The following is a 24,194-nucleotide window of genomic DNA, read 5'->3' as shown; positions in this document are numbered from 1 at the left end:
GGCCCAGGGCCCCCGCCCACCCGGCGTTTGCGTACCAGGGCCGTCCACCTGACCGGGGTCTGAGGACGACCACCCCGGCCACGCACCCACGCACGCCGAAGGGCCCACGGTAAGCAACCGTGGGCCCTTCGTGGCGAACACCGTCGAAAGCTACTGCTCCCGGCGAAGGTTCGGCTTGAGGTCCTTGAAGCGGGCCAGCAGCCCGTTCACGAACGACGGGGAGTCGTCGGTGGAGAACTCCTTGGCGAGCTGGACCGCTTCGTCGATCGCAACGGCGTCCGGCGTCCCGTCCATCCAGATCAGCTCATACGCACCGAGCCGCAGGATGCTCCGGTCGACGACCGGCATGCGGTCGATCTCCCAGTCCACGGCGTAGGTGACGATGAGGTCGTCGATGCGGTCCGCGTACTGCGCGTACCCCTCGACGAGCTCCATCGTGAATTCGCCGACCGGCGGCTGTCGGTCGTCGGTCCGCGAGAGCCGCACCCAGTCCGCGAGGACCGTCTGCACGGACTCACCGCGCTGGTCGGCCTCGAAGAGGATCTGGAAGGCGCGCTTGCGGGCCTTGTTCCGGGCAGCCACGGTTAGCTGTTCACCCGGCCGAGGTAGTCGCCCGTACGGGTGTCGACCTTGATCTTCTCGCCGGTGGTGATGAAGAGCGGAACACCGATCTCGTAACCGGTCTCCAGGGTGGCGGGCTTGCTGCCACCGGTGGAGCGGTCGCCCTGGACACCCGGGTCGGTGTGCTGGATGGTCAGCTCGACGGCGGCCGGCAGCTCGACGTAGAGCACCTCGCCCTCGTGCTGGGCGACGGAGGCGGTGAAGCCCTCGATCAGGAAGTTGGCGGCGTCGCCGACAGCCTTGCGGTCGACCATCAGCTGGTCGTACGTGTTCATGTCCATGAAGACGAAGTACTCGCCGTCCATGTACGAGAACTGCATGTCGCGGCGGTCAATGGTGGCCGTCTCGACCTTCACGCCGGCGTTGAACGTCTTGTCGACGACCTTGCCGGAGAGCACGTTCTTGAGCTTGGTGCGCACGAAGGCCGGGCCCTTGCCGGGCTTGACGTGCTGAAACTCGACGACGGACCAGAGCTGGCCCCCGTCGAGCTTGAGCACCAGGCCGTTCTTGAGGTCGTTCGTGGAAGCCACGGTTGCGGAATCTCCTGGACTGAAGCTGGTGGACGACCGAGGATGCGCGCTAGAGCGCGAGCAGCTCCTTGGTCGTAATGGTGAGTAGCTCGGGTCCGCCGTCCGCCTCTGGGCGCACGACGAGCGTGTCATCGATCCGGACACCGCCCCGGCCCGGGAGGTGGACCCCCGGTTCGACGGTGACCGGCACACAAGCGTCCAGTTTACCCATGGCTGTCGGTGCCAACTGCGGGTCCTCGTCGATTTCGAGCCCGACCCCGTGCCCGGTCCAGGCCGCGAGGCCCTCACCGTAGCCCGCGGAGTCCAGCAGATGACGGGCCGCGTGGTCCACGTCGCGGTAGGCGGCGCCGGGCACAAGTGCCTCCCGTCCGGCCCGCTGAGCGGCGAAAACAAGGTCGTAGAGCTCGATCTGCCAGTCCGCGGGAGTCGTCCCGATCACAAACGTACGGCCGATCTCGCACCGGTAGCCGCGATAGTTCGCGCCGAGACAGACCGAGAGGAAATCGCCTTCCTCCACCCGTCGGTCCGAGGGCCTGTGACGGCGTTGACCCGAATTGGGCCCGGTGGCGACGGAGGTCGCGAAGGCGGGGCCGTCGGCGCCGTGGTCCACCAGGCGGCGTTCCAGTTCCAGGGCGAGGTGACGCTCGGTACGGCCCACCAGGATCGATTCCAGGAGCTCGCCGAGGGCCTGGTCGGTGATCTCGGCGGCGATCCGCAGACAGGCGATCTCCTCCTCGTCCTTGACGATCCGCAGCTGTTCCACGGCGGAGCCGAGGTCGGCCATCCGCAGCCTGGGTGCGACCGAGCCCATGGCGCGGTGACGGGCGACCGTAAGATCGTGTTCCTCGACCGCGAGCGACTCCGCGCCGAGCGAGGCGGCCAGATCGGCGGCCGCGACCACGGGGTCCGCGTCCGGGACCGGAAGCACGGCCTGCCGGAGCACTTCGTCGGGGCGTCCCTCGGCGGGGTCACCGGTGGGGGCTCGGGGGCAGAGCAGAACGTCCTCGGCGGGTCCGAGCAGCAGGACGGCCCCGAGGGGGGCCCCGCCGGCGAGATAGCGGACGTTGGCGGGCCGGGAGACCAGGGCGGCCGCGGACCCCGCGGCGGCGCACCGGTCGCGGAGCAGGCCACGGCGGACGGCGAACACCTCTGACATGTTCCGAGCCTACGAGCGGGCTCTGCGCACCGCCCGGCCAGCGCATCCGACCGGGGGGGGGGACCGCCGGATGGTTACCAGGTCGGAGGGCTGGCTATGGAGCGGGCGAGGACGTCGTCCAGGACCCGGGCCGTCGTTTCCACGTCGTAGCCTGAGTTGTCGATGATGGGCAGCCCGGAGCCGTACCAGCCGGCCATCCGGCCGTGGATGCGGGCCACTTCCTCGTCGGACAGCCGACGGTTCCCGCTGCGCTCCGCGTTGCGCTCCAGAACGACCTCCAGGCCGGGCAGGAGGACGACGGGCAGGAGCCCGGGGCCGACGTGGCGCTTCCACCCGCCCAGGCCGACGACGGGCCGGTCGGGGAAGACCGCGTCGTCGAGGATGCAGGAGATGCCGTTGGCCAGGAAGTTACGGGCGGCGAAGCCGCAGGTGCGCCGGGCCAGGCGGTACTGGGCCTCGGAGTGGTCGTTCCACCCGGCCTGCGGGTCGGCGAAGCCGGCGCAGACCCATTCGCGGACGTCGTCCAGGGAGACGTGTGCGGTGGGGACCCGGCGGCGGGCGGCCCAGAGCCGCGCCACGGTGGTCTTCCCCGCGCCTGCGGGACCGATCAGGAGCACGGCGAGGGTCGCCGTACCGGTGCCTGGCTCGGCGGGCGGCGCGGGCAGCGGCACGGGACCGCCGGGCGGCAGCTGTACGTGCCCGGTGGTCTCGCGCGAGACCGGCACGGGGGCGTGACGGGGCGCGGGGCCGGTCCAGCCCTGGCCCGGGGGCGGGGGTGGTATCGGCGGCGGGCCCGGGTGGCCTGGATGGCCGGGGTGCTGGGCCTGGTGCGTCCAGCCGGCAGGTCCGTTTCCGGGTCCTTGGGGCGGCGGCAGCGGGGCCCCCACTGCGTGCTGCATCCGGTGCCACTCCGTCTCGTACAGGCAACTGGCGCTGGTGGAACGGCAACCGTACCGTCCCCGGCCGCCGCAAGGTGAACGGACGGGGACGGCCCGGAGTGCCCGGCGGCCGGTGTGGCCGGAGGATCAGACGTCGAGCTCGTCGGCCAGGGCCCGCAGAGCGAGTCGGTAGGAGCCGATGCCGAAACCGGCCACGGTCCCGGTGGCCACGGGCGCGACCACCGAGGTGTGGCGGAATTCCTCCCGTGCGTACGGATTCGAGATGTGCACCTCGATCAGCGGGGCGGTCCGCTGGGCGGCCGCGTCCCGCATTCCGTACGAGTAGTGCGTGAACGCACCCGGGTTGAGAACGACCGGAATTGAACCGTCCGCCGCGTCGTGGAGCCAGCGGATCATCTGGCCCTCGTCGTTGGTCTCGCGTACGTCGACGTCGAAGCCGAGCTCCTTGCCGAGCGACTGGCAGGTCTCGATGAGCCCGGCGTAGGAGGTCGCGCCGTACACATCGGGTTCGCGGGAGCCGAGGCGCCCGAGGTTCGGTCCGTTGAGCACAAGGACCCTGCGGGTCACGCGGAGACCTCCCCGTAGGCGGCGAGCAGGATGGCGGGGTCGGGGCCTTCGAGGACCGTGGGCTTGCCCAGGCCGTCGAGGACGATGAAGCGCAGGAGGTCGCCGCGGGACTTCTTGTCGACCTTCATGTTCTCCAGCAGCTTGGGCCACTGGTCGCCGCGGTAGGTGAGCGGCAGCCCGACGGATTCGAGCACGGCGCGGTGCCGGTCGGCGGTGGCGTCGTCCAGCCGGCCGGCGAGCCGGCCCAGCTCGGCGGCGAAGACCATGCCGACCGATACGGCGGCGCCGTGGCGCCACTTGTAGCGCTCGTTCTTCTCGATGGCGTGCGCGAGGGTGTGCCCGTAGTTGAGGATCTCCCGGAGGCCGGACTCCTTGAGGTCGCTGGAGACGACCTCCGCCTTGACCCGGATGGACCGCTCGATCAGCTCGGCGGTGTGCTGTCCGGCGGGGGTACGGGCGCCTTCGGGATCGGCCTCGACCAGGTCGAGGATGGCCGGGTCCGCGATGAAGCCGGCCTTGATGATCTCGGCCATGCCGGACACGTAGTCGTTGACCGGCAGCGAGTCGAGGGCGGCGAGGTCACAGAGAACGCCGGCGGGCGGGTGGAACGCGCCGACGAGGTTCTTGCCCTCGGCCGTGTTGATGCCGGTCTTGCCGCCGACCGCTGCGTCGACCATGCCGAGCACGGTGGTGGGCACCGCGATCCAGCGGACGCCGCGCAGCCAGCTGGCGGCGACGAAACCCGCCACGTCGGTGGTGGCGCCGCCGCCGATGCCCACGATGACGTCGGTGCGGGTGAAGCCGGTCTGACCGAGCGCCTTCCAGCAATAGGCCGCGACCTCGACGGTCTTGGCCTCCTCGGCGTTCGGCAGCTGGATGGCGATGGCCTCGTACCCCTGGGAGGCGAGGTCCTCGCGGACCGCCTCCCCGGTCTCGGCGAGTGCCTCGGGGTGCAGCACGGCGACCCGCTTGGCGCGGTTGCCGATGAGGGTGGGCAGCTCGCCGAGCAGCTGACGGCCGACCAGTACCTCGTACGGATCGGTGCCCGCGGTGCCTGCGACCTGGATGCGAGTGGGTCCCTGCTCCGTCATGCGTGTGTTCTCCCGGCCGTGCGGTACGGGGCCGTTGCCCGTCCGCTCCGGCAGTTCCAGTGCGTCGAGGATCGCCTGCGCGACCTCGTCGGGGGTGCGGTCGTCGGTGGCGACGGTCGTACGGGCCACTTCGACGTAGAGGTGACGCCGGGCTTCCATCAGCTCGCGCCACTGCCGGCGCGGGTTGACGGCGAGCAGCGGCCGGGCGGTGTTGAGCCCGACCCGCTTGACCGCCTCGTCGACGTCCATCGACAGGTAGACGACTGTGTGGTCCGCGAGCAGCCCGCGGGTCGTCGCGTCGAGGACGGCGCCGCCGCCGAGGGAGAGGACACCCGTGTGCTCGGCGACCGCGGCCCGTACGGCCTGCCGCTCCAGCGCACGGAAGTGATCCTCGCCCTCGTCGTAGAAGATCTCCGGAATCGGCTTGCCCGCGGCGGCCACGACGTCCGCGTCGGTGTCCCGGTACGTGGTGCCGAGCCGTTCGGCGAGCAGCTCACCGACCGTGGACTTGCCGACGCCCATGGGGCCGACGAGGACGATCAGGGGGCCACTCATCGGATCTGGAGGTGGTCGAGGTACGACTGCACGTTGCGGTGGGTCTCGGGGACGCTGTCGCCGCCGAACTTCTCCGCGACAGCGTCGGCCAGGACCAGGGCGACCATCGCCTCTGCGACGATGCCCGCGGCCGGAACGGCACAGACATCGGAGCGCTGGTGGTGCGCCTTGGCCGGCTCGCCCGTGACGACGTCGATGGTGGCGAGGGCGCGGGGCACGGTGGCGATGGGCTTCATCGCGGCGCGGACCCGGAGCAGTTCCCCGGTGGTCAGACCGCCCTCGGTGCCACCGGCGCGCCCGGAGGCGCGCTTGATGCCGTCCTCGGTGACCAGGATCTCGTCGTGTGCCTTGGAGCCTGGCACGCGCGCCAGGTCGAAGCCGTCGCCGACCTCGACGCCCTTGATGGCCTGAATCCCCATCAGAGCGGCGGCGAGCCGGGCGTCGAGACGACGGTCCCAGTGCACGTGCGAGCCGAGGCCGACCGGCACGCCGTACGCGAGCACCTCGACGACTCCGCCGAGCGTGTCGCCGTCCTTGTGGGCCTGGTCGATCTCGGCGACCATCGCCTTCGACGCGTCGGCGTCCAGACAGCGCACGGGGTCGGCGTCGAGCTTCTCGACATCGGCGGGCGTCGGGTAGACGCCGTACGGCGCCTTGGCGGCGGCCAGCTCGACGACGTGGCTGACGATCTCGATGCCCGCGGTCTCCTTGAGGTACGAGCGGGCGACGGCGCCGAGGGCGACGCGGGCGGCGGTCTCACGGGCGCTGGCGCGCTCCAGGATCGGCCTGGCCTCGTCGAAGCCGTACTTCTGCATCCCCGCGAGGTCTGCGTGGCCGGGGCGGGGACGGGTCAGCGGGGCGTTACGGGCCAGCTTGGCCAGCTCCTCGGGGTCCACCGGGTCGGCCGACATGACCTGTTCCCACTTGGGCCACTCGGTGTTGCCGACCATGACGGCGACGGGCGATCCCATGGTGAGACCGTGCCGGACACCGCCCAGGAAGGTGACCTCGTCCTTCTCGAACTTCATCCGCGCGCCGCGGCCGTAACCGAGCCGCCGCCGGGCGAGCGCGTCCGCCACCATCTCCGTGGTGATCGGGACACCGGCGGGAAGACCCTCCAGCGTCGCCACGAGTGCGGGGCCGTGCGACTCCCCCGCGGTCAGCCAGCGCAACCTGCTCAACGGTGCTCCTCATGCTCGCGCCTGAAAATCCAACGGCGCGACCGGGTGCGCGGCCCTGGCCCGCCGCCCCTGATCCTCCCACGACCGGGGCCGCGAACCGGCCGCCGGTCCAGCAGACGGACGGCCCGGCCGGCCCGGCGAGGGCCTCAGCGTGCCGCGAGCGCCTGTTCCCCCGCGTGCCGCATGGCGGCGAGCGGAGCCGGAGCACGGCCCGTCATCTGCTCGACCTGGAGGACGGCCTGGTGCACGAGGAGGTCGAGACCTCCGACGACTGAACCCCCGCGGGCCGACCAAGCCGCTGCGAGCGCGGTCGGCCAGGGCTCGTAGAGCACGTCGAACAGCGTGCCGGGAGCCTCGGGTACGACTGCGGCCAGCGCGTCCGTGGTCCCGGCCGGCGTGGTGGCGACGACCAGCGGGGCGTGCAGCGCCTGCGCTCCGTCCGCCCAGTCGGCGATCCGTACGTCAACGGCGAGGCGCTCGCCCCATGAGCGCATCTCGGCGCCCCGTTCCCGGCTGCGCACGTAGGCCGTGACCGGACCGGCGCAGATCACGGCGAGGGCGGCGAGCGCGGAGGAGGCGGTGGCACCGGCGCCGAGGACGGCGGCCGACTCCACCTTCTCCACGCCACGTTCACGCAGTGCCGCGATCATGCCGGGGATGTCGGTGTTGTCTCCGGCGCGCCGGCCGTCGTCGGAGAAGACCACGGTGTTGACCGCCTCGACCGAGGCCGCGGTCCCGCTGATCTCGTCGAGCAGCGGGATGATCGCGCGCTTGAGCGGCATGGTCAGCGACAGCCCGGCCCAGGAGCGGTCCAGCCCCTCGACGAATCCGGCGAGCGCGGCCTCGTCCACCTCGAAGCGGTCGTACGACCAGTGGTCGAGACCGAGTTCCGCGTAGGCGGCCCGGTGCAGGACCGGGGAGAGCGAGTGGGCGATGGGCGAGCCGAGGACGGCGGCCCGACGGCTGGTGCTCACTGCTTGGCCTTCTCGTCCTCGTACCTCTGCCGGTTGCGCTCGTGCTCCTCGTTCGTCACGGCGAAGACGGTCTTGTCCTCGGTCACGGAGACGAAGTAGTACCAGGGACCGGGCGTCGGGTTCATGGCGGAGTGCAGAGCGTCCCCACCGGGGTTGCTGATCGGACCGGCGGGAAGCCCCTGGATCTTGTACGTGTTGTAGGGGTCTTCGATCCTTCGCAGTCCATCGACGGGGCCGAGGTCCAGCGTGCTCTGGCCCTTGATGTAGTTGACCGTCGAGTCGAATTCGAGCCTGCCGACGGTTTCCGTATTGCCGGGCTTGAGGCGGTTGTACACCACCCGCGCAACCTTGTCGAAGTCGTGCTTGTACTTGCCCTCGACCTGCACGAGGCTCGCGACCGTGATGAGTTGCCAAGGGTTGTCGAGGCCCAGCTTGGTGGCCTTCTCCTCGACCTCGGCCTTCTGGTACTCCTCGTTGGCCCGGGAGACCATGCGCCTGAGGGCGTCCTCGGGCTTCGACCCCTTGGACACCGGGTAGGCGGCCGGGTAGAGGAACCCTTCCAGCGGGTCCTTGACCTCGGGAGTGTCCTCGGCCCAGTCCGGCAGCCCCAGGCTCTCCGCATTCGTCTCGGCGACTTCGGCGGTGCTGCCCTTCTTGAGATCGAGCCGCTTGTCGATCATGGCGTAGACCGTGACGTTCCTGGTTCCCTCGGGAATCACGAGGGGATTCTGACTCTTCGGGTCCAGCATCATCTTCACGGCACTGTCCGCCGACATCTCCTCCTTGAGGAGGTACACGCCGGCCTGAATGGACTTGCCCCGGGGATCGGCATTCTGCGCCGAAACAAAGGCATCGACGGATTTGACGACGCCCTTCTTCTTCAGAATGTTCGCGATCTCGTTGCCGAGCGCGCCCTTGGGGATCTCTACCTCGACCTCACCCGAGCCGTCGCCCGCGAAGTCGGGCGCCGCGCCGAACTGCTCCTTGTAGTAGGAGTAGCCCAGATAGGCCACTCCCCCGAGGCCCCCGACGAGGACCACCGAGACGACCAGGCAGGCGCAGCCGCTGCGGCTCTTCTTCTTGCCCTTGCCCCGGCGTTCACCCGCGCCGCGCCCGCCGCGGCGCGATGCGCGGGAGTCGTCGTCGGGCTCGTCGTCGTACTCGTCGTCTCGGGCGTCACGGCCGACCGGCTCGTCGGAGCCCGTGAAGAAGGGGTGCGTCTCCTCCTGGGGCGCGTCCGGATTCCAGTCCTGCGCCTGCTGCTCGGGCACGGCCTCGCGGCGGCCGGGGGGCTGCGGAGGCGGGTACGCCTCGGGCGTGCCGTAGTAGTCCTGCTGTTCGCCGTAGCCGGCCGGCTGCTGCCCGTACGGGTCCTGGGGCTGCCCGCCGTAGGGCATGGCGGCCTGCTGGCCGGTGTCCCAGCCACCGTTGTACTGGGGCTGCTGGGGCTGCGGCTGATGCTGCTGCGGCTGCTGCTGGGCGTACGGGTCCTGCGGAGTGCCGTACTGCTGCTGTTGCGGGTACGGCTGCTGCGGCTGCTGCTGGGCGTACGGGTCCTGGGGGTAGGGCTGCTGCTGGCCGCCGTACTGGCTCTGGCCGTGGGGGGCCTGCTGGCCTCCCCATCCCTGGTCCCCGTACAAGGGGTCTTCGGGATGCCACGGTTCGGAGCCGGGGCCCCGGCCATACTCAGTCATCGATCCCCTAGTGCCGCGAGGCGACGTTCCGCCTCTTGCTGTGCAGTGTTTGTTCGAACACCGCCGCATCGCGCGGAACGTTACCGTATCGCGATCAGACAACCACTTCGACGCCCTCGCCCGGAGCACTGCCTGACGCCCGTTCGGACTCCAGAGCGTTCTGAAGGATCACCACAGCGGCAGCCTGGTCGATGACAGACCGGCCCTTCTTGGACTTCACGCCCGAGGCGCGCAGACCTTGCGTGGCCGTCACTGTGGTCATCCTCTCGTCCACGAGCCGCACCGGAAGGGGTGCGACCGCGCGGGCGAACACCTGGGCGAACGCACGCACCTTGGCGGCTGCGGGGCCCTCGCCGCCGCCGAGCGAGCGCGGCAGACCGATGATGACCTCGATCGGCTCGTACTCCTCGACGATCTGTCCCAGCCGCCGGTGGGCGGCCGGGACGTCGCGTCCCGGCACGGTCTCCACCGGCGTGGCGAGGATCCCGTCGGGGTCGCACGAGGCGACCCCGATCCGGGCGTCCCCGACGTCGATCGCCAGCCGGCGACCGCGGCGCATCTGTGGCATGTCCGGCGTCACGCCGTCTCGGTGACGAGGCGTTCGACAGCGGCGACGGCGTCACCGATGGCGTCCGGGTTGGTGCCGCCGCCCTGGGCGACGTCCGGCTTGCCGCCGCCACCGCCGCCGAGGGTCTTGGCGGCCGTACGGACCAGGTCGCCGGCCTTGAGGCCGCGCTCGCGGGCGGCCTCGTTGGTGGCGATGACCGTCAGCGGGCGTCCGTTGGCCGTGGTGAACAGGGCCACGACGGCCGGGCGGCCGCCCTGGATGCGCCCGCGGACGTCCAGGACGAGCCTGCGCAGGTCGTCGGCGGACGTGCCGTCGGGAACCTGGCCGGTGACCAGGGCGACGCCCCGGACGTCCTTGGCGGACTCGACCAGTCCGGCGGCGGCCTGGAGGACCTTCTCCGCGCGGAACTTCTCGATCTCCTTCTCGGCGTCCTTCAGCTTGCCGAGCATGGAGGCGATCTTCTCCGGAAGCTCCTCGGAGCGGCCCTTGACCAGCTCCTGGAGCTGGGCGACGACCGTGTGCTCCTTGGCGAGGAAGTTGTACGCGTCCACACCGACGAGGGCCTCGATGCGGCGCACGCCGGAACCGATCGACGACTCGCCGAGCAGCTTCACCAGACCCAGCTGGGCCGTGTTGTGGACGTGCGTACCGCCGCACAGCTCCTTGGAGAAGTCGCCGATGGTGACGACACGGACCCGCTCGCCGTACTTCTCGCCGAACTCGGCGATGGCGCCCTGCTTCTTGGCGTCGTCGATGGACATGACCTCGGCCTGGACGTCGAGTTCGCGGGCCAGGACCTCGTTGATCTTCTGCTCGACGTCGACGAGGACCGTGCCGGGTACGGCGGCGGGCGAGCCGAAGTCGAAGCGGAAGCGGCCGGGCGAGTTCTCCGAACCGGCCTGGGCGGCCGTCGGGCCTAGGGCGTCGCGCAGCGCCTGGTGCGTGAGGTGCGTGGCGCTGTGGGCGCGGGCGATGGCGCGGCGGCGGGTGTTGTCGATGGAGGCGTAGGCGGCGGCGCCGACCGTGACCTCACCGACCTGGACCGAGCCCTTGTGGACGGAGACGCCCGGGACCGGCTGCTGTACGTCGCGGATCTGGACGACGGCGCCGGTGTCGAGCCGGATCCGGCCCTGGTCGGCGAGCTGGCCGCCGCCCTCGGCGTAGAACGGGGTGCGGTCCAGGACGATCTCGACCTCGTCGCCCTCGGAGGCGGCGGGCGAGGGAACGCCGTCGACGAGCAGGCCGACGATGGTCGACTCGCCCTCGGTGCTGGTGTAGCCGGTGAACTCGGTGGTGCCCGAGGTGTCGGCGACCTCGCGGTAGGCGGAGAGGTCGGCGTGGCCGGTCTTCTTGGCCTTGGCGTCGGCCTTGGCCTTGTCCCGCTGCTCCTGCATGAGCCGACGGAATCCGTCCTCGTCCACGGAGAGGCCCTGTTCGGCGGCCATCTCCAGGGTGAGGTCGATCGGGAAGCCCCAGGTGTCGTGGAGCAGGAACGCCTTGTCGCCGGCCAGGACCTGGCCGCCGGCGGCCTTGGTCTCGGTGACGGCGGTCTCGAGGATGTTGGTGCCGCCCTTGAGGGCCTTGAGGAACGCGGCCTCCTCGGCGAGGGCGACCGTCTCGATGCGCTTGCGGTCGGTGATGAGCTCCGGGTACTGCTGTCCCATCGTGTTGATCACGACGTCGACCAGCTCACCGGCGACCGAGCCGGTGGCGCCCATCAGCCGCATGTTGCGGATGGCGCGGCGCATGATGCGGCGCAGCACGTAGCCGCGGCCCTCGTTGCCGGGGGTGACTCCGTCCCCGATGAGCATCACGGACGTGCGGATGTGGTCGGCGACGACGCGGAGCGAGACGTCCGTGCCGTTCTCGGCGCCGTACCGCACGCCGGTGAGTTCGGTGGCCTTGTCCATGACGACGCGCAGGGTGTCGGTCTCGTACATGTTCTGTACGCCCTGCAGGATCATGGCGAGGCGTTCGAGGCCGAGGCCCGTGTCGATGTTCTTCGACGGCAGGTCCCCGAGGATCGGGAAGTCCTCCTTGCCGTCACCGGCGCCGCGCTCGTACTGCATGAAGACCAGGTTCCAGATCTCCACGTACCGCTCGTCGTTGACGGCCGGGCCGCCCTCGACGCCGAACTCGGGGCCGCGGTCGTAGTTGATCTCGGAGCAGGGGCCGCAGGGGCCCGGGACGCCCATGGACCAGAAGTTGTCCTTCTTGCCCAGGCGCTGGATGCGCTCGGCGGGAACGCCGATCTTGTCGCGCCAGATCTGCTCGGCCTCGTCGTCGTCCAGGTAGACCGTGATCCACAGACGCTCGGGGTCGAGTCCGAAGCCGCCGTCCTCGACGGAGTTGGTCAGTGCCTCCCAGGCGTACTGGATGGCCCCTTCCTTGAAGTAGTCCCCGAAGGAGAAGTTGCCGCACATCTGGAAGAACGTGCCGTGCCGGGTGGTCTTGCCGACCTCTTCGATGTCCGGTGTACGGACGCACTTCTGCACGCTGGTGACGCGCGGGGCCGGCGGCTTGACCTCACCGAGGAAGTACGGCTTGAAGGGGACCATGCCCGCGGGGACCAGGAGCAGAGTCGGGTCGTCCGCGATGAGCGACGCCGAAGGGACGACGGTGTGACCGCGCTCCTCGAAGAAGCTCAGCCAGCGGCGGCGAATTTCAGCCGACTCCATTAGTGGTCCTCATTCCGGTTGTACGACGTGTAGGGGAGGGTTCGGTGTGGAGCGGCGGGGTCCGCCGCTTCGACGGCGAAGTGCTGCCGTACGGGGAGTTCGGGGTCGACCGGTGCCTCCAGGCCCAGCGCCCCGCCCAGTTCGGCCTCGCGCCGGATCATGCCTTCGCGCACGTCGAGGGCGAAGTCCTTGAGCTTGTGACCCGCCTCGATCGCCTTGTCGGCGGCCTGCGCCGCAAGGCTCTCGGGGGTCAGCTGCTTGATTTTGCGGTTGACCTTGGTGGTGGCCCAGACGCCGGCTGCGGCGCCGGCGGTGAACCAGAACGTACGGCGGAACATCGCTGCGTCAGTCCTTCTGTCCGCGGGAACTTCGACCGTTCCGCTTCTTACCTCGGGCGGATGGCACGGTACGGCCGACGATCACCGTACGACGGGAGGGCCGGCGGGCCGGCTCCGGTTCGGGGGCGGACCGGCGGCCGATCGCCTGCCGTACCCCGTAGCCGAAGGCGGCGACCTTGACGAGCGGGCCGCCGAAGGTCGATGCGACGGTGGTGGAGAGCGCGGAGGCGTTGGACGTGACCTCCTGGACGTCCGTCGCGATCGCGTCGACCTTGTCGAGCTGCGTCTGCGCGGAGCGGACCGTCGCGGACGCGTCGGCGAGCAGCGGGACGGCCTGCTCGGTCACGTCCGCCACGAGCTTCGTGGTCGCCCTGAGCGTCTGGGCCAGCCTCACCAGCACCACGGCGAGGAACGAAACCAGGATCGCCCAGAAGACGGCCACCAGAATCCCGGCCACCTCTCCACCGGACACAGTGCACCGCTCTCTGCTCGTCGCCCGCCCCGTTCGGGGCACTTGTCTCTGCTCGGCCGGCGACCCCTGTCATCACAGGCAATCGTCGTCCCACGAGCCTATCGCGCCGGGCGTCAGGCCCTGTACCGCATTACCGGTGGGCGGGGCCGGGGTTGCCGGAGGGAGATTGTACGGAGCGCTTTCGAGCCCGTACTCTGCGTGTTTTATGCGACGCCCTCAGCGCTCCTACTCCACACCCGACGGCCCGGGTTCCCACCCCGCCCCCGTCCGAGGCAATCTCCCCGCCGAACTGAACAGATTCGTGGGCCGCGACGACGAGCTGGCCGAACTGGGGCGCCTGCTGGAGGAGTCCAGGCTGGTGACGGTCGCGGGGGTGGCGGGAGCGGGCAAGACCCGCTGTGTCACCCGGGTCGCCGCGCTGCTGGAGAAACGGTACTGCCATGGCGTGTGGGTCGCCGAGCTGTCCGCCGTCCACGATCCGGGACTGCTCGAACACGCGCTGGTCGACGCGCTCGGGCTCACCGACCACACCAGCAGACCGCCGCGTACCACGCTCGTCGAACATCTTGCCGCACGTCAACTTCTGCTCGTGATCGACGGCTTCGAGCAGATGACCGAGGTGGTGGCCGAACTCGTACGGGAATTGCTGCGCCGTGCCCCCGGGCTCCACGTCCTGGCCGCCGGGCGGCGCCCCCTCCGGGTCGATGGTGAGCTGACCTTCCCGCTCGCACCGATGACCGGGCCGGACGCGGTGGAGCTGTTCGCCGAGCGGGCCCGCTCCGTACAGCCCGGATTCCGGCTGACGGACGGCAACCGGGCCGCCGTGCGGGAGCTCTGCCGCCGCCTCGACGGAATTCCGCTGGCGCTCGAACTGGCGGCGGGACGGCTGCGCGCCCTGTCGGTGGAGCAGATACTGCATCGTCTCGACGACCGGTTCCGGCTGCTGACCGGCGGGAGCCGAGGCGCTCCGGCCCGTCACCAGACCCTCCGTACGGCCATCGGCTGGAGCCACGAGTTGTGCGCGCCGCAGCAGCGGCTGCTGTGGGCACGGCTCTCGGTCTTCGCCGGGCAGTTCGACCTGGAGGCCGTCGAGTACATCTGCAGCGGCCCCGACCTGCCGGCCGACTCGGTGCTCGACGTGCTCGACGAGCTCCTCGCGCAGTCCGTCGTGGTGCGCGAGGACTCGGCGGCCGGCTGCCGTTACCGGCTCCTGGACACCGTGCGCGAGTACGGCGCCGAGTGGCTGACCGCCACCGGGGACACGGACCGGCTGCGCCGCAGGCACCGGGACTGGTTCCTGGGGCTCGCGACCTGGTGCGAGCTCGACTGGTTCAGCCCGCGGCAGAGCGAGGTGGCAGCCCGCATCGACAGCGAACTGCCCAATCTGCGGCGGGCGATGGAATGTTCCATGGAGAGCCCCGACGAGGTCCATCTCGCCCAGTACCTGGCGGGCACCCTCTGGTTCTACTGGGTCGGCTGCGGCCGTCTCGCGGAGGGGCGGCACTGGCTGGACCACGTGCTGGAGGAGGAATCCCCCTACGACGCGTCCCGGCTGAAGGCGCTGTGGGTGCTCGGGTACGTGGCCGTGCTCCAGGGGGACGCGGTGGGTGCCGTGTCCGCGCTCCAGGAGTGCCGGGAGGAGGCCGAGCAGGCGGGTGACACGTCGGCCGTGGCGTACGCGGTGCACCGGATGGGCTGTCTGGCACTCGTCACGGACGACATGGTGCGGGCCGAGGAGCTCCTGCGCGAGGCGCTGGTGCGCTACCGGGAGGCCGGTGAACTCAACAGCAATGTGCTGATGGGGCAGGTCGAGCTGGCGATGGCGGTGGCCTTCCTCGGCGATCTGGAGGGCGCGGTCGCGATCTGCGAAGAGGTCAGGGAGATCTGCGAGGACCACGGGGAGCGGTGGGCGCTCGCCTACGCGCTGTACGTGCTGGCGTACGCGGCCCTGCAGCGCGGCGAGACCCGCCTCGCCCGCCGGATGCTCACGGAGTGCCTGGGTATCGGCCGGACCTTCCACGATCTGCTCGGAACCGTGCTGACGCTGGAGCTGCTGGCCCTGGTCACCGCGGTCGACGGTGACGCGGCCGAGGCCGCCGTACTGCAGGGGGCCGCCGGGCGGATCTGGCCTTCGGTGGGACTGCCTCTGTTCGGCTCGGCCTATTACGCGCAGCCGCGGGCCCAGTGCGAGGAGCGTGCCCGCAGGGAGCTGGGCGAGGAGACGTACGAGGCGCGACGGCGGGCGGGTGAGCGGCTGAGCCTGGACGCGGCCGTGTCGCGGGCCCTGTCCGGCGGGCCGCACGGCCGGCCGGGTCCGGCGGGGAGCGGCATGCTTCCGGTGCAGGGGACAACGCGAAGGCCCGCCGCCTCCCGGACAACAGGGAGGGGCGGGCCCGAGCTCGGTTGAGAGAGCTACGCCTGGATCAGCGGGCGTAGTACTCGACGACGAGCTGCTCGTCGCAGATGACCGGGATTTCCTTGCGGTTCGGGTCCCGGTCCAGGCGGAAGGCCAGGGCCTTCAGGTTCACCTGGAGGTAGCGCGGGGTCTCACCGTCGGTGTCGTAACCACCCTCGCGGGCCACCTGGAAGGGGACCTTGGAGCGGCTGCGCTCGCGGACCATCACGACGTCGTCGGGACGGACGCGGAACGAGGGCTTGTCGACCTTGCCACCGTTGACCTCGATGTGGCCGTGAACGACCATCTGGCGGGCCTGGTAGATGGTACGGGCGATGCCCGAACGCAGGACCAGGGCGTCGAGGCGGCGCTCGAGCTCGACGACCAGCGCCTCGCCCGTCTTGCCTTCGGCCTTCTTGGCGCGGTCGTAGGCGCGCGCCATCTGGCGCTCGCTGATGTCGTACTGCGCACGCAGACGCTGCTTCTCGAGCAGACGGACCTTGTAGTCCGAGTTCTGCTTGCGGCCACGGCCGTGCTCGCCCGGCGGGTACGGACGAGCTTCGAAGTACTTGACAGCCTTCGGCGTCAGAGCGATGCCGAGGGCACGCGACTTCTTGACCTTGGGACGCGACTGGTTAGGCACGTTCTCCAGACCTCCGTTGTAGGTTAAGTTAGGTAAGGCTTACCTTACTCAAGGAGATCGCATGTCTCGCCCTGGGAACACCACAGACGTCACGGACAACACGGACAGCGGCGGCGCGCACGAGGGCGCCGCTACGACGGAAGGCCGATCTGATCGTGGTCAGCCGCGTCCCAGCGGGCTTGAAAACACTCGGATGCCGTCAGCAGCCGAGCGCACACGAACTCTCGTACAGAGTACCTGCTCCGCGGCACTCGTCGTACCGGGGCTCGATGTGCCCTGCCCCGACCACCTGCTGCCCAGCTCCCGCAGCGTGGGTCCCGACGGCGACCTGTTCCTCGAATTCCCCGCCGGCTCCCCGGTCGTACGGGCCGCGACGCGCGCCCAGGGCGACGAGCTCACCGCCGTACTGGAGCTCACCGACGTCGCGCCGGTCTCCGTCCCGCACCGCATCCGCGGCCGCGCCTGGATCTCCGGCTGGCTCACCGCCGTACCGGGACTGGCGCAGCCCGGCCGGATGATGCTGCGGCTGGAGACGGCGGAGGCGTACATCGACGATCTGTGGGGAGCGCAGGACGTCGAACCCGACGCGTTCCGTGACGCCGCTCCCGATCCGCTCGTCGTGCACGAGGCGGAACTGCTCCAGCATCTGCACGCGGCGCACGGCGACCGGATGGGGATGCTCTGCGCGCTGCTGGGCGAGCGCACGGCCTGCGACTGCGCGGCCCATCGGCCCTCCGCCGTCCCGGTGGCACTCGACCGCTTCGGCCTGCGGGTGCGCTTCGTCGAGGAGCAGGGCTCGTGCTTCGACGCGCGCTTCGAATTTCCCGAACCCGTGCGGGACGTCGCCGAGCTGCGCCGTGCCATGTACACCCTCTTCGAGGCGGCGTCCTGCTGACCGGACACCGGCCGGTACCTGGCGTGGGTCAGGCCGGACCCTGGCTCTCGGCCGCACCGTCGGCGCCGGCCCGGCCCAGCCGCTCCCTGACCCGGTCCACCACGTCGGCGTACCGCGCCTCCGCGCCGTACCGCGTGGGTGTGTAGTACCGCTTGTCGCGCACGGCGTCCGGTGCGTACTGCTGGGCGGCGATGCCACCCGGTACGTCATGGGGATAGACATATCCCTGGGCGTGGCCCAGCTTGGCCGCGCCCTTGTAGTGACCGTCACGAAGGTGGGCCGGGACGGGGCCGGCGAGACCCTTCCGTACGTCCTCCTGGGCGGCGGAGATCGCCAGCGTCGCCGCGTTGGACTTCGGGGCCAGCGCCAGCGCGATGGTGGCGTGGCTGAGGGTGAGCGCCGCCTCCGGGAAGCCGATCATCGCCACGGCCTGGGCTGCCGCGACCGCCGTGGGCAGCGCCGTCGGGTCGGCCAGGCCGATGTCCTCGCTGGCGGAGATCATCAGCCGCCGGGCGATGAAGCGTGGGTCCTCCCCCGCCTCGATCATCCGGGCCAGATAGTGCAGGGCCGCGTCCACGTCCGAGCCGCGGATCGACTTGATCAGGGCGCTCGCCACGTCGTAGTGCTGGTCGCCGTCCCTGTCGTACTTCACGGCGGCACGGTCGACGGTGGCCTCGACGGTCTGGAGGGTGATCTCCTGCTCGTGCGTGGCCAGTGCGGCACCGGCCGCCGCCTCCAGCGCCGTCAGTACCCTGCGGGCGTCGCCTCCCGCGATGCGCAGCAGATGCGCCTGCGCGTCCTCGGCCAGCGTCACCGCGCCGCCCAGCCCGCGCTCGTCGGTCAGGGCCCGGGTGAGGAGCGCCAGCAGGTCCTCGTCGGTGAGCGGCTCCAGGGTCAGCAGCAGGGAGCGCGAGAGCAGGGGGGAGATGATCGAGAAGTACGGATTCTCGGTGGTGGCCGCGATGAGCGTCACCCAGCGGTTCTCCACCGCCGGGAGGAGCGAGTCCTGCTGGGCCTTGGAGAAGCGGTGGATCTCGTCGAGGAAGAGGACGGTCTCCTTGCCGTAGCCGCCGGTGGCCCGGCGCGCGCCCTCGATGACGGCGCGGACCTCCTTGACGCCCGCGGTGATTGCCGAGAGCTCCACGAAACGCTTGTTCGTCGCCTTGCTGACCACGTACGCCAATGTCGTCTTGCCGGTGCCCGGCGGGCCCCAGAGGATCACCGACGACGGTCCGGCGGGGCCCCCGCTGCCCTCCCCCACGAGGCGGCGCAGGGGTGAGCCCGGCTTGAGCAGGTGCTGCTGTCCGACGACCTCGTCGACCGTACGGGGACGCATCCGCACAGCGAGCGGGCTGGCGGACGGGTCCTTCTCCTGGCGGTCTTCGGCGGCTGCGGTAAAGAGATCGGGCTCCACGCTGTGAAGCCTATGTCACCCCACTGACAACGCCTCCGGGCCCGTCAGCTGGTCCAGAAGTCCCACCAGCGGGTCAGGATCAGCATGCCGATGATGCCGATCCAGAGGACCGGAGGCACCCAGTGGAACTCCAGGAGTCCGTTGCGCAGCCAGTTCGGGGCGGGCAGGACGCGGTGCTTGATGTTGTGCGTGGTGACGTAGCAGAACATCACGATGGTGGCGACCCAGGCCAGGCAGCACCACAGGCAGAGCGAGTTGATGTTGTACAGCGACTGGTACTGGAGCCAGGTGCAGAAGCCGACGCCGAACAGCGTGCCCGCGTTGAGGCCGAGCCAGAACCAGGAGCGGAAGCGGGCGCCTGCCAGCAGCCCCATACCGATGCAGATCACCATCGCGTAGGTGACGAGGCCGAGCATCGGGTTCGGGAAACCGAAGGCGGACGCCTGCTCGCTCTTCATGATGTTGCCGCACGCGACGACCGGGTTGAGGCTGCACCCCGGGGTGAAGCTGGGGTCTTCGAGCAGCTTGAACTTGTCGATGGTGATCACCCAGGCGGCGAGCAGTCCGGCCGCACCCGTGATCACCAGGAGCAGTGCCAGCGCGCGACTGCCTCCGATGGTCCTCTTCCCACCGTCCTCTGCCTGGCTCGAGGAGGGGTGATCTACCGCTGCAGTCGTCATATCGCCGTTCCGTCACTGAGTAGCCAGCTGGGCACGGTCATTGTGCCGCACCACCCGTGCCGTCAACCGTTCGATGGACATACGTGTGTGCGCACGACCGGCACGGAACGTGCGGCTCCGCGGGACGCCGGGGACGGGACAGAACGCGCGGTCGACGTCTGCGGGCTGCACGAGCGCCACGGCCCGGTGACGCCGGGGACGGCCTGGACCTGCGGATCATGCCTGGTGAGGTGTTCGCGATCCTCGGTCCCGGCGGAGCGGGGACGAAGGAACCGCGCTGGTCCTGGGCACCGGCCCGGCCCTCGCGGACCGCTGTCGCCGTTCCCGGGCCGGCGCCATCCGGCAGGATGAATCGGCGCCCGCCGAGTTGACGGTCCGCGCGACGGTGACGCATGTCCCCCGCTCGTGAAGGGGAGGGGTCGGGGCGCACCTGTGCGGGCCCCGCCCCCTCCCCCGGACCTCACTCGCCCGAAGCGTTCAGCTTTCCGCGGATCGCCCCGGTCACATCGGCCAGAGCGACCGCTTCCTGCTCGCCCGACTCCATGTCCTTGAGCTGGACGTTGCCGTCGGCCAGATCGCGCTCGCCCGCCACGATCGTGAAGCGTGCGCCCGAGCGGTTCGCGCTCTTCATCGCGCCCTTCAGGCCGCGCCCGCCGAACGCGAAGTCCGTCGCCACGCCCTCGCGCCGCAGCTGCGTGACGACGCCGAAGAGCACCCGGCGGGCCTCCTCGCCGAGCGGCACCGCGTACACGCTGGTGGCGGCCGGGATGGGCAGGTCGATGCCCTCGGCCTCCAGGGCGAGAACCGTACGGTCCACGCCGAGGGCCCAGCCGACGGACGGCAGCGCCGGGCCGCCGATCATCTCGGACAGGCCGTCGTACCGGCCGCCGCCGCCCACCGCGGACTGCGAGCCCAGGCCGTCGTGGACGAACTCGAAGGTCGTCCGCGTGTAGTAGTCGAGGCCGCGGACGAGCTTCTCGTCGTCCTCGTACACCACGCCGGCCGCCGTCAGCAGACCGCGGACCTCCTCGTGGTACGCCTTGCAGCCGTCGCAGAGGTAGTCGCGGAGCATCGGGGCCCCGCCAAGCTGCTTCTGGACGTCGGCCCGCTTGTCGTCGAGCACCCGGAGCGGGTTGATCTCGATGCGCCGACGGGTCTCCTCGTCCAGATCCAGGTCGCGGAGGAAGCCCTGGAGCGCCTCGCGGTAGACGGGGCGGCACTCCTTGTCGCCCAGCGAGTTCAGCAGGATGCGGAACTGCGTGAGGCCCAGCGAGCGGTACGCCTGGTCGGCCAGGATGATCAGTTCGGCGTCCAGCGCCGGGTCCTCGGTACCGATCGCCTCGGCACCGACCTGGGAGAAGTGGCGGTAGCGGCCCGCCTGCGGCCGCTCGTAGCGGTAGTACGAGCCGGAGTACCAGAGCTTGACTGGGAGGTTGCCCGCCTTGTGGAGGTTGGCCTCCAGTGCGGCGCGCAGCACGGAGGCGGTGCCCTCGGGGCGCAGCGCGAGCTTGTCGCCGCCCTTGGTCTCGAAGGCGTACATCTCCTTGGACACGATGTCCGTGGACTCACCGACGCCCCGGGCGAAGAGGTTCACGTCCTCGAAGCCGGGCGTCTCGATGTAGCCGTAGCCGGAGTTGCGCAGGGGGGCGGAGATGGCCTCGCGCACCGCCAGGAACTTCGCGGAGCGCGGCGGGGTCAGGTCGTACGTGCCCTTGGGGGCCTGGAAGGTACTCACAGGGTTCTCTCTCGTCACATTCCTCGGCGGGGCGCGTCCAGGCCGTGCAGATACGGATTGGAGGCGCGCTCGCGGCCGATGGTCGTCTGGGGGCCGTGGCCGGACAGCACCACGGTCGAGTCGTCGAGCGGCAGGCACACACGGGCCAGCGACTCGAGCAGCTCGGCCTGGCTGCCGCCGGGCAGGTCGGTGCGTCCGACGGAGCCGGCGAAGAGCAGGTCGCCCGAGAAGAGAACCTGCGGAACATCCGCGGCCTCGGGCATCCTGAACGTCACCGACCCCCTGGTATGGCCGGGCGCATGCGCGACACCGAACTCCAGACCGGCCAGTTTCAGCACGGCACCGTCGGTCAGTTCCTTGACGTCGTCCGGTTCGCCCACGGTCAGCTCGCCCATGAGAGGCATCCCGAAGGAGCGGCCGATGCCCTTCTCCGGGTCGCTCATCATGTACCGGTCCTCGGGGTGGATCCAGGCCGGGACGTCATGGGCGCCGCACACGGGGACGACGGAGGCGACATGGTCGATGTGGCCATGGGTGAGCACGACGGCGACAGGCTTGAGCCGATGCTTCTTCAGCGTCTCCTCGACGCCCTGGGCGGCTTGGTGCCCGGGATCGATGATCACGCACTCCTCGCCTGCGGCGGGGGCGACCAGGTAGCAGTTGGTCCCCCAGGCCCCGGCGGGGAACCCGGCAATGAGCACGATCGTCCTTAATGTTCGTCCGACGGGAGAGGGTGTTGAGACAGATCCAGCAGATCAGAGCCTACCGGCGCTCCTCATCCCACAGCTAACCCATATACGGTACGGGGCAACCCAGGCCGGATCACACGACGTACAAGGAGATCACCCGGTGGTCAGCAGCGATCAGCGGCGGCGTCAGCTCGCCCGCGAGAAGTTCGAGCGGCAGCAGCAGCGCCGGGAGGAAGCCCGCCGGAGGACCAGGCGTCTCACCGTGGTCATCGCGTCCGCGCTGGCCGTGGTGGCGGTCATCGGCGCAGGTGCGTACGTCTCCGTCGGCGGCGACGACGACAAGGACAAGAACGACGCGGCGGCGAGCGCGAGCCCCTCGGCGACGCCCTCCGAGACCGAGAGCGCCGCTCCGGAACCCGCGATGAAGATCGACAAAACCGCCACGTACTCGATGTCGCTCAAGACCAGCCAGGGCGACATAGCGTTCACCATGGACGCGGCGAAGACTCCGCACACGACGAATTCCTTCAAGGCCCTCGCGGACAAGGGGTACTTCGACAGCACGAAGTGTCACCGGCTGACCACGGAGGGCATCTTCGTCCTCCAGTGCGGCGACCCGAAGGGCGACGGCACCGGCGGTCCCGGCTACACGATCCCGGACGAGAACCTGACGGCGCTGGGCAAGGCGGGCAGTGACGGCACGGTCACCTTCCCCGCGGGCACGGTGGCGATGGCCAACACCGGCCAGCCGAGCACCGGCGGCAGCCAGTTCTTCCTCGTGTACAAGGACACCAAACTGCCGCCCACCTACACGCCGTTCGGCACGATGGACGAGGACGGTCTGAAGACCGTCAAGAAGGTCGCCGAGGCGGGTGTCACCGGTGGTGCGGGCGACGGTGCGCCGAAGAAGACCGTCACCGTCGAGAAGGCCGCGGTCGACAAGGTCTGACCCGGCCGGCGGCCGGCCCACCCTGCCACGTGGCGCGGACCGGAGAATTTCAGCCGCGCTGAGTGCGGACAGCCGGGTGGCCGGTCGCCTAGATTGACGTTGTGCAGGGCGGGCGATGCCCGCCCCAGGAAACTGTGGACGATGCCCGGGGGGCGAACCCCCTCGCAGGCATCAGGTGGAGGAGGCGCTGTGAGCAGCGACCCGTGGGGCCGTGTCGACGAGACGGGCACCGTGTACGTGCGTACAGCCGATGGCGAGCAGGTCGTCGGATCGTGGCAGGCCGGGACTCCCGAGGAGGCCCTGGCCTACTTCGAGCGCAAGTACGAGGGCTTGGTGGTCGAAATCGGCCTCCTCGAACGGCGGGTGAAGACCACCGATCTCTCGTCCAAGGACGCGATGGCCGCAATCGATCACCTGCGCAAGCAGGTTGACGAGCATCACGCCGTCGGCGACCTCGCCGCGCTGCGCGTCCGGCTGGACGCGCTCGTCGCGACCGTCGACGCACGCCGTGAGGAGCGCAAGGCCCAGAAGGCGAAGCAGACCGACGAGGCGCGCCATGCCAAGGAGGCGCTCGTCGTCGAGGCCGAGGAGCTGGCGCAGAGCGAGCAGTGGCGCTCGGCGGGCGAGCGGCTGCGGGCGCTGGTCGACACGTGGAAGGGGCTTCCGCGCCTCGACCGCAAGTCGGACGACGAGCTGTGGCACCGCTTCTCGCATGCCCGTTCGGCGTTCTCCAAGCGCCGCAAGGCCCACTTCGCGGCGCTGGACGCGCAGCGCGAGGACGCGCGCAAGGCCAAGGAGAAGCTGGCCGCCGAGGCCGAGGCGCTCTCCGGGTCCACGGACTGGGGTACGACGGCCGCCAGGTACCGCGACCTGATGACCGAGTGGAAGGCCGCGGGCCGCGCGCAGCGCGAGTCCGAGGACGAGCTGTGGAACCGCTTCCGGGGTGCGCAGGACGTGTTCTTCGCGGCCCGCAGCGGAGTGTTCGCCGAGCGGGACGCGGAGCAGGGCGAGAACCTCAAGCTGAAGGAGGAGCTCGCCGGCGAGGCCGAGAAGCTGGTGCCCGTGAAGGACCTGAAGGCGGCCAGGGCCGCCTTCCGTGCCCTCAACGAGCGCTGGGAGGCCATCGGCCACGTACCCCGTGACGCCCGCCCGAAGGTCGAGGGGCGGATGCAGGCGGTGGAGCGTGCGCTCCAGGAGGCCGAGGAGAACGAGTGGCGCCGCTCGAACCCGGAGGCGCGGGCGCGTGCCGAGGGTCTGACCGGTCAGCTCCAGGCTGCCGTGGACAAGCTGCACAAGCAGATCGACACGGCGCGCGCCTCGGGCAACAACGCCAGGGCCGACAAGCTGGCCAGGGAGCTGGAGGGCCGGCAGGCACTTCTGGACCAGGCGCTGAAGGGCCTGGAGGAGTTCAGCGGCTGATTCCGGCCACGCCGCAGCACGAGTGAGGGGCCCCTGCACTTTGTGTACAGG

The 24,194-nt window shown here is 70.3% G+C and carries 22 protein-coding genes; 4 read left to right on the top strand and 18 right to left on the bottom strand.

Features of this window, described 5'->3' with window-relative positions; all coding sequences use genetic code 11:
- Positions 1-150: 150 nt before the first annotated feature.
- The 13 genes from nusB to ACFWSK_RS34110 form a co-directional block, all read right to left on the bottom strand.
- The gene (gene nusB, locus ACFWSK_RS34170; protein ID WP_185301920.1) at positions 151-582 is read right to left on the bottom strand and encodes a transcription antitermination factor NusB; all 432 of its coding nucleotides are present in this window, start codon (positions 580-582) and stop codon (positions 151-153) included.
- 2 nt (positions 583-584) lie between these two features.
- Entirely contained in the window at positions 585-1,151 is a 567-nt protein-coding gene (gene efp / locus ACFWSK_RS34165) for an elongation factor P (RefSeq protein WP_031097761.1), read from the bottom strand.
- 49 nt (positions 1,152-1,200) lie between these two features.
- Positions 1,201-2,307: a M24 family metallopeptidase gene (locus ACFWSK_RS34160; protein ID WP_383794980.1), complete on the bottom strand. Its 1,107-nt coding sequence runs from the start codon at positions 2,305-2,307 to the stop codon at positions 1,201-1,203.
- A gap of 74 nt (positions 2,308-2,381) precedes the next feature.
- Positions 2,382-3,206: a Pro-rich N-terminal domain-containing protein gene (locus tag ACFWSK_RS34155; RefSeq protein ID WP_383794978.1), complete on the bottom strand. Its 825-nt coding sequence runs from the start codon at positions 3,204-3,206 to the stop codon at positions 2,382-2,384.
- A 126-nt stretch (positions 3,207-3,332) separates the two neighbouring features.
- Positions 3,333-3,773 carry a type II 3-dehydroquinate dehydratase gene (aroQ, locus tag ACFWSK_RS34150; RefSeq protein ID WP_383794974.1) on the bottom strand — a complete coding sequence of 147 codons (441 nt, stop codon included), beginning with the start codon at positions 3,771-3,773 and terminating at the stop codon, positions 3,333-3,335.
- Positions 3,770-5,419 carry a 3-dehydroquinate synthase gene (gene aroB / locus ACFWSK_RS34145; RefSeq protein WP_383794971.1) on the bottom strand — a complete coding sequence of 550 codons (1,650 nt, stop codon included), beginning with the start codon at positions 5,417-5,419 and terminating at the stop codon, positions 3,770-3,772. Before aroB ends, aroQ begins: the two co-directional genes overlap by 4 nt.
- On the bottom strand, positions 5,416-6,600 hold the full coding sequence (gene aroC / locus ACFWSK_RS34140; RefSeq protein WP_382728737.1) for a chorismate synthase: 1,185 nt from the start codon (positions 6,598-6,600) through the stop codon (positions 5,416-5,418). The genes aroB and aroC overlap by 4 nt, the downstream gene beginning before the upstream one ends.
- Before the next feature lie 146 nt (positions 6,601-6,746).
- Entirely contained in the window at positions 6,747-7,574 is an 828-nt protein-coding gene (locus tag ACFWSK_RS34135; RefSeq protein ID WP_383794968.1) for a shikimate dehydrogenase, read from the bottom strand.
- A complete protein-coding gene (mltG, locus tag ACFWSK_RS34130) occupies positions 7,571-9,268 on the bottom strand; it encodes an endolytic transglycosylase MltG (RefSeq protein WP_383794965.1) in 1,698 nt (565 codons plus the stop codon). The genes ACFWSK_RS34135 and mltG overlap by 4 nt, the downstream gene beginning before the upstream one ends.
- Before the next feature lie 94 nt (positions 9,269-9,362).
- Entirely contained in the window at positions 9,363-9,836 is a 474-nt protein-coding gene (ruvX, locus tag ACFWSK_RS34125; protein WP_383794983.1) for a Holliday junction resolvase RuvX, read from the bottom strand.
- Positions 9,837-9,844: 8 nt separating this feature from the next.
- On the bottom strand, positions 9,845-12,514 hold the full coding sequence (alaS, locus tag ACFWSK_RS34120) for an alanine--tRNA ligase (protein WP_383794962.1): 2,670 nt from the start codon (positions 12,512-12,514) through the stop codon (positions 9,845-9,847).
- A complete protein-coding gene (locus ACFWSK_RS34115) occupies positions 12,514-12,852 on the bottom strand; it encodes a DUF6167 family protein (protein ID WP_383794959.1) in 339 nt (112 codons plus the stop codon). Before ACFWSK_RS34115 ends, alaS begins: the two co-directional genes overlap by 1 nt.
- A 7-nt stretch (positions 12,853-12,859) precedes the next feature.
- Positions 12,860-13,309 (bottom strand): DUF948 domain-containing protein, encoded by a 450-nt coding sequence (locus ACFWSK_RS34110; RefSeq protein ID WP_383794956.1) that lies wholly within the window; start codon positions 13,307-13,309, stop codon positions 12,860-12,862.
- Between the two features lie 220 nt (positions 13,310-13,529).
- Here ACFWSK_RS34110 and ACFWSK_RS34105 point away from each other — a divergent pair, with 220 nt between their 5' ends.
- Positions 13,530-15,731 carry an ATP-binding protein gene (locus tag ACFWSK_RS34105; protein WP_383794953.1) on the top strand — a complete coding sequence of 734 codons (2,202 nt, stop codon included), beginning with the start codon at positions 13,530-13,532 and terminating at the stop codon, positions 15,729-15,731.
- Positions 15,732-15,747: 16 nt separating this feature from the next.
- Here the strand turns inward: ACFWSK_RS34105 and rpsD are convergent, their stop codons facing one another.
- Positions 15,748-16,362, bottom strand: coding sequence for a 30S ribosomal protein S4 (gene rpsD / locus ACFWSK_RS34100; RefSeq protein WP_018960518.1), 615 nt, complete (start codon positions 16,360-16,362; stop codon positions 15,748-15,750).
- 193 nt (positions 16,363-16,555) lie between these two features.
- Between rpsD and ACFWSK_RS34095 the strand changes: the two genes are divergently transcribed.
- Positions 16,556-17,257, top strand: coding sequence for a DUF2470 domain-containing protein (locus ACFWSK_RS34095; protein ID WP_383794950.1), 702 nt, complete (start codon positions 16,556-16,558; stop codon positions 17,255-17,257).
- 28 nt (positions 17,258-17,285) lie between these two features.
- On the opposite strand, the gene ACFWSK_RS34090 is transcribed toward ACFWSK_RS34095, so the two are convergent.
- From ACFWSK_RS34090 to ACFWSK_RS34075, 4 genes are all read right to left on the bottom strand, one after another.
- Entirely contained in the window at positions 17,286-18,671 is a 1,386-nt protein-coding gene (locus ACFWSK_RS34090) for a replication-associated recombination protein A (RefSeq protein WP_383794947.1), read from the bottom strand.
- 44 nt (positions 18,672-18,715) lie between these two features.
- On the bottom strand, positions 18,716-19,351 hold the full coding sequence (locus ACFWSK_RS34085) for a vitamin K epoxide reductase family protein (protein WP_383794944.1): 636 nt from the start codon (positions 19,349-19,351) through the stop codon (positions 18,716-18,718).
- Positions 19,352-19,811: 460 nt separating this feature from the next.
- Positions 19,812-21,086, bottom strand: coding sequence for a histidine--tRNA ligase (gene hisS / locus ACFWSK_RS34080; protein WP_383794941.1), 1,275 nt, complete (start codon positions 21,084-21,086; stop codon positions 19,812-19,814).
- Between the two features lie 14 nt (positions 21,087-21,100).
- Positions 21,101-21,787, bottom strand: a complete 687-nt coding sequence (locus ACFWSK_RS34075; protein WP_383794938.1) for an MBL fold metallo-hydrolase — start codon at positions 21,785-21,787, stop codon at positions 21,101-21,103.
- Between the two features lie 148 nt (positions 21,788-21,935).
- Here ACFWSK_RS34075 and ACFWSK_RS34070 point away from each other — a divergent pair, with 148 nt between their 5' ends.
- Both ACFWSK_RS34070 and ACFWSK_RS34065 read left to right on the top strand, forming a co-directional pair.
- On the top strand, positions 21,936-22,724 hold the full coding sequence (locus ACFWSK_RS34070) for a peptidylprolyl isomerase (protein ID WP_383794935.1): 789 nt from the start codon (positions 21,936-21,938) through the stop codon (positions 22,722-22,724).
- A gap of 189 nt (positions 22,725-22,913) precedes the next feature.
- A complete protein-coding gene (locus tag ACFWSK_RS34065; protein ID WP_383794932.1) occupies positions 22,914-24,143 on the top strand; it encodes a DUF349 domain-containing protein in 1,230 nt (409 codons plus the stop codon).
- Positions 24,144-24,194: the final 51 nt, after the last annotated feature.

Source organism: Streptomyces sp. NPDC058620, from assembly GCF_042717135.1.
Lineage (GTDB): Bacteria > Actinomycetota > Actinomycetes > Streptomycetales > Streptomycetaceae > Streptomyces.
Note: the sequence above shows the minus strand (reverse complement) of the source record. Positions and strands in the feature narration are given on the sequence as shown.

What these genes read in the sequence shown, in the direction of transcription:
- ACFWSK_RS34160 (WP_383794980.1), bottom strand. Translation starts at nt 2,307, where the DNA reads ATGTCAGAGGTGTTCGCCGTCCGCCGTGGCCTGCTCCGCGACCGGTGC.
- ACFWSK_RS34155 (WP_383794978.1), bottom strand. Translation starts at nt 3,206, where the DNA reads ATGCAGCACGCAGTGGGGGCCCCGCTGCCGCCGCCCCAAGGACCCGGA.
- aroB (WP_383794971.1), bottom strand. Translation starts at nt 5,419, where the DNA reads ATGAGTGGCCCCCTGATCGTCCTCGTCGGCCCCATGGGCGTCGGCAAG.
- mltG (WP_383794965.1), bottom strand. Translation starts at nt 9,268, where the DNA reads ATGACTGAGTATGGCCGGGGCCCCGGCTCCGAACCGTGGCATCCCGAA.
- ruvX (WP_383794983.1), bottom strand. Translation starts at nt 9,836, where the DNA reads ATGCCACAGATGCGCCGCGGTCGCCGGCTGGCGATCGACGTCGGGGAC.
- alaS (WP_383794962.1), bottom strand. Translation starts at nt 12,514, where the DNA reads ATGGAGTCGGCTGAAATTCGCCGCCGCTGGCTGAGCTTCTTCGAGGAG.
- ACFWSK_RS34115 (WP_383794959.1), bottom strand. Translation starts at nt 12,852, where the DNA reads ATGTTCCGCCGTACGTTCTGGTTCACCGCCGGCGCCGCAGCCGGCGTC.
- ACFWSK_RS34105 (WP_383794953.1), top strand. Translation starts at nt 13,530, where the DNA reads ATGCGACGCCCTCAGCGCTCCTACTCCACACCCGACGGCCCGGGTTCC.
- ACFWSK_RS34095 (WP_383794950.1), top strand. Translation starts at nt 16,556, where the DNA reads ATGCCGTCAGCAGCCGAGCGCACACGAACTCTCGTACAGAGTACCTGC.
- ACFWSK_RS34085 (WP_383794944.1), bottom strand. Translation starts at nt 19,351, where the DNA reads ATGACGACTGCAGCGGTAGATCACCCCTCCTCGAGCCAGGCAGAGGAC.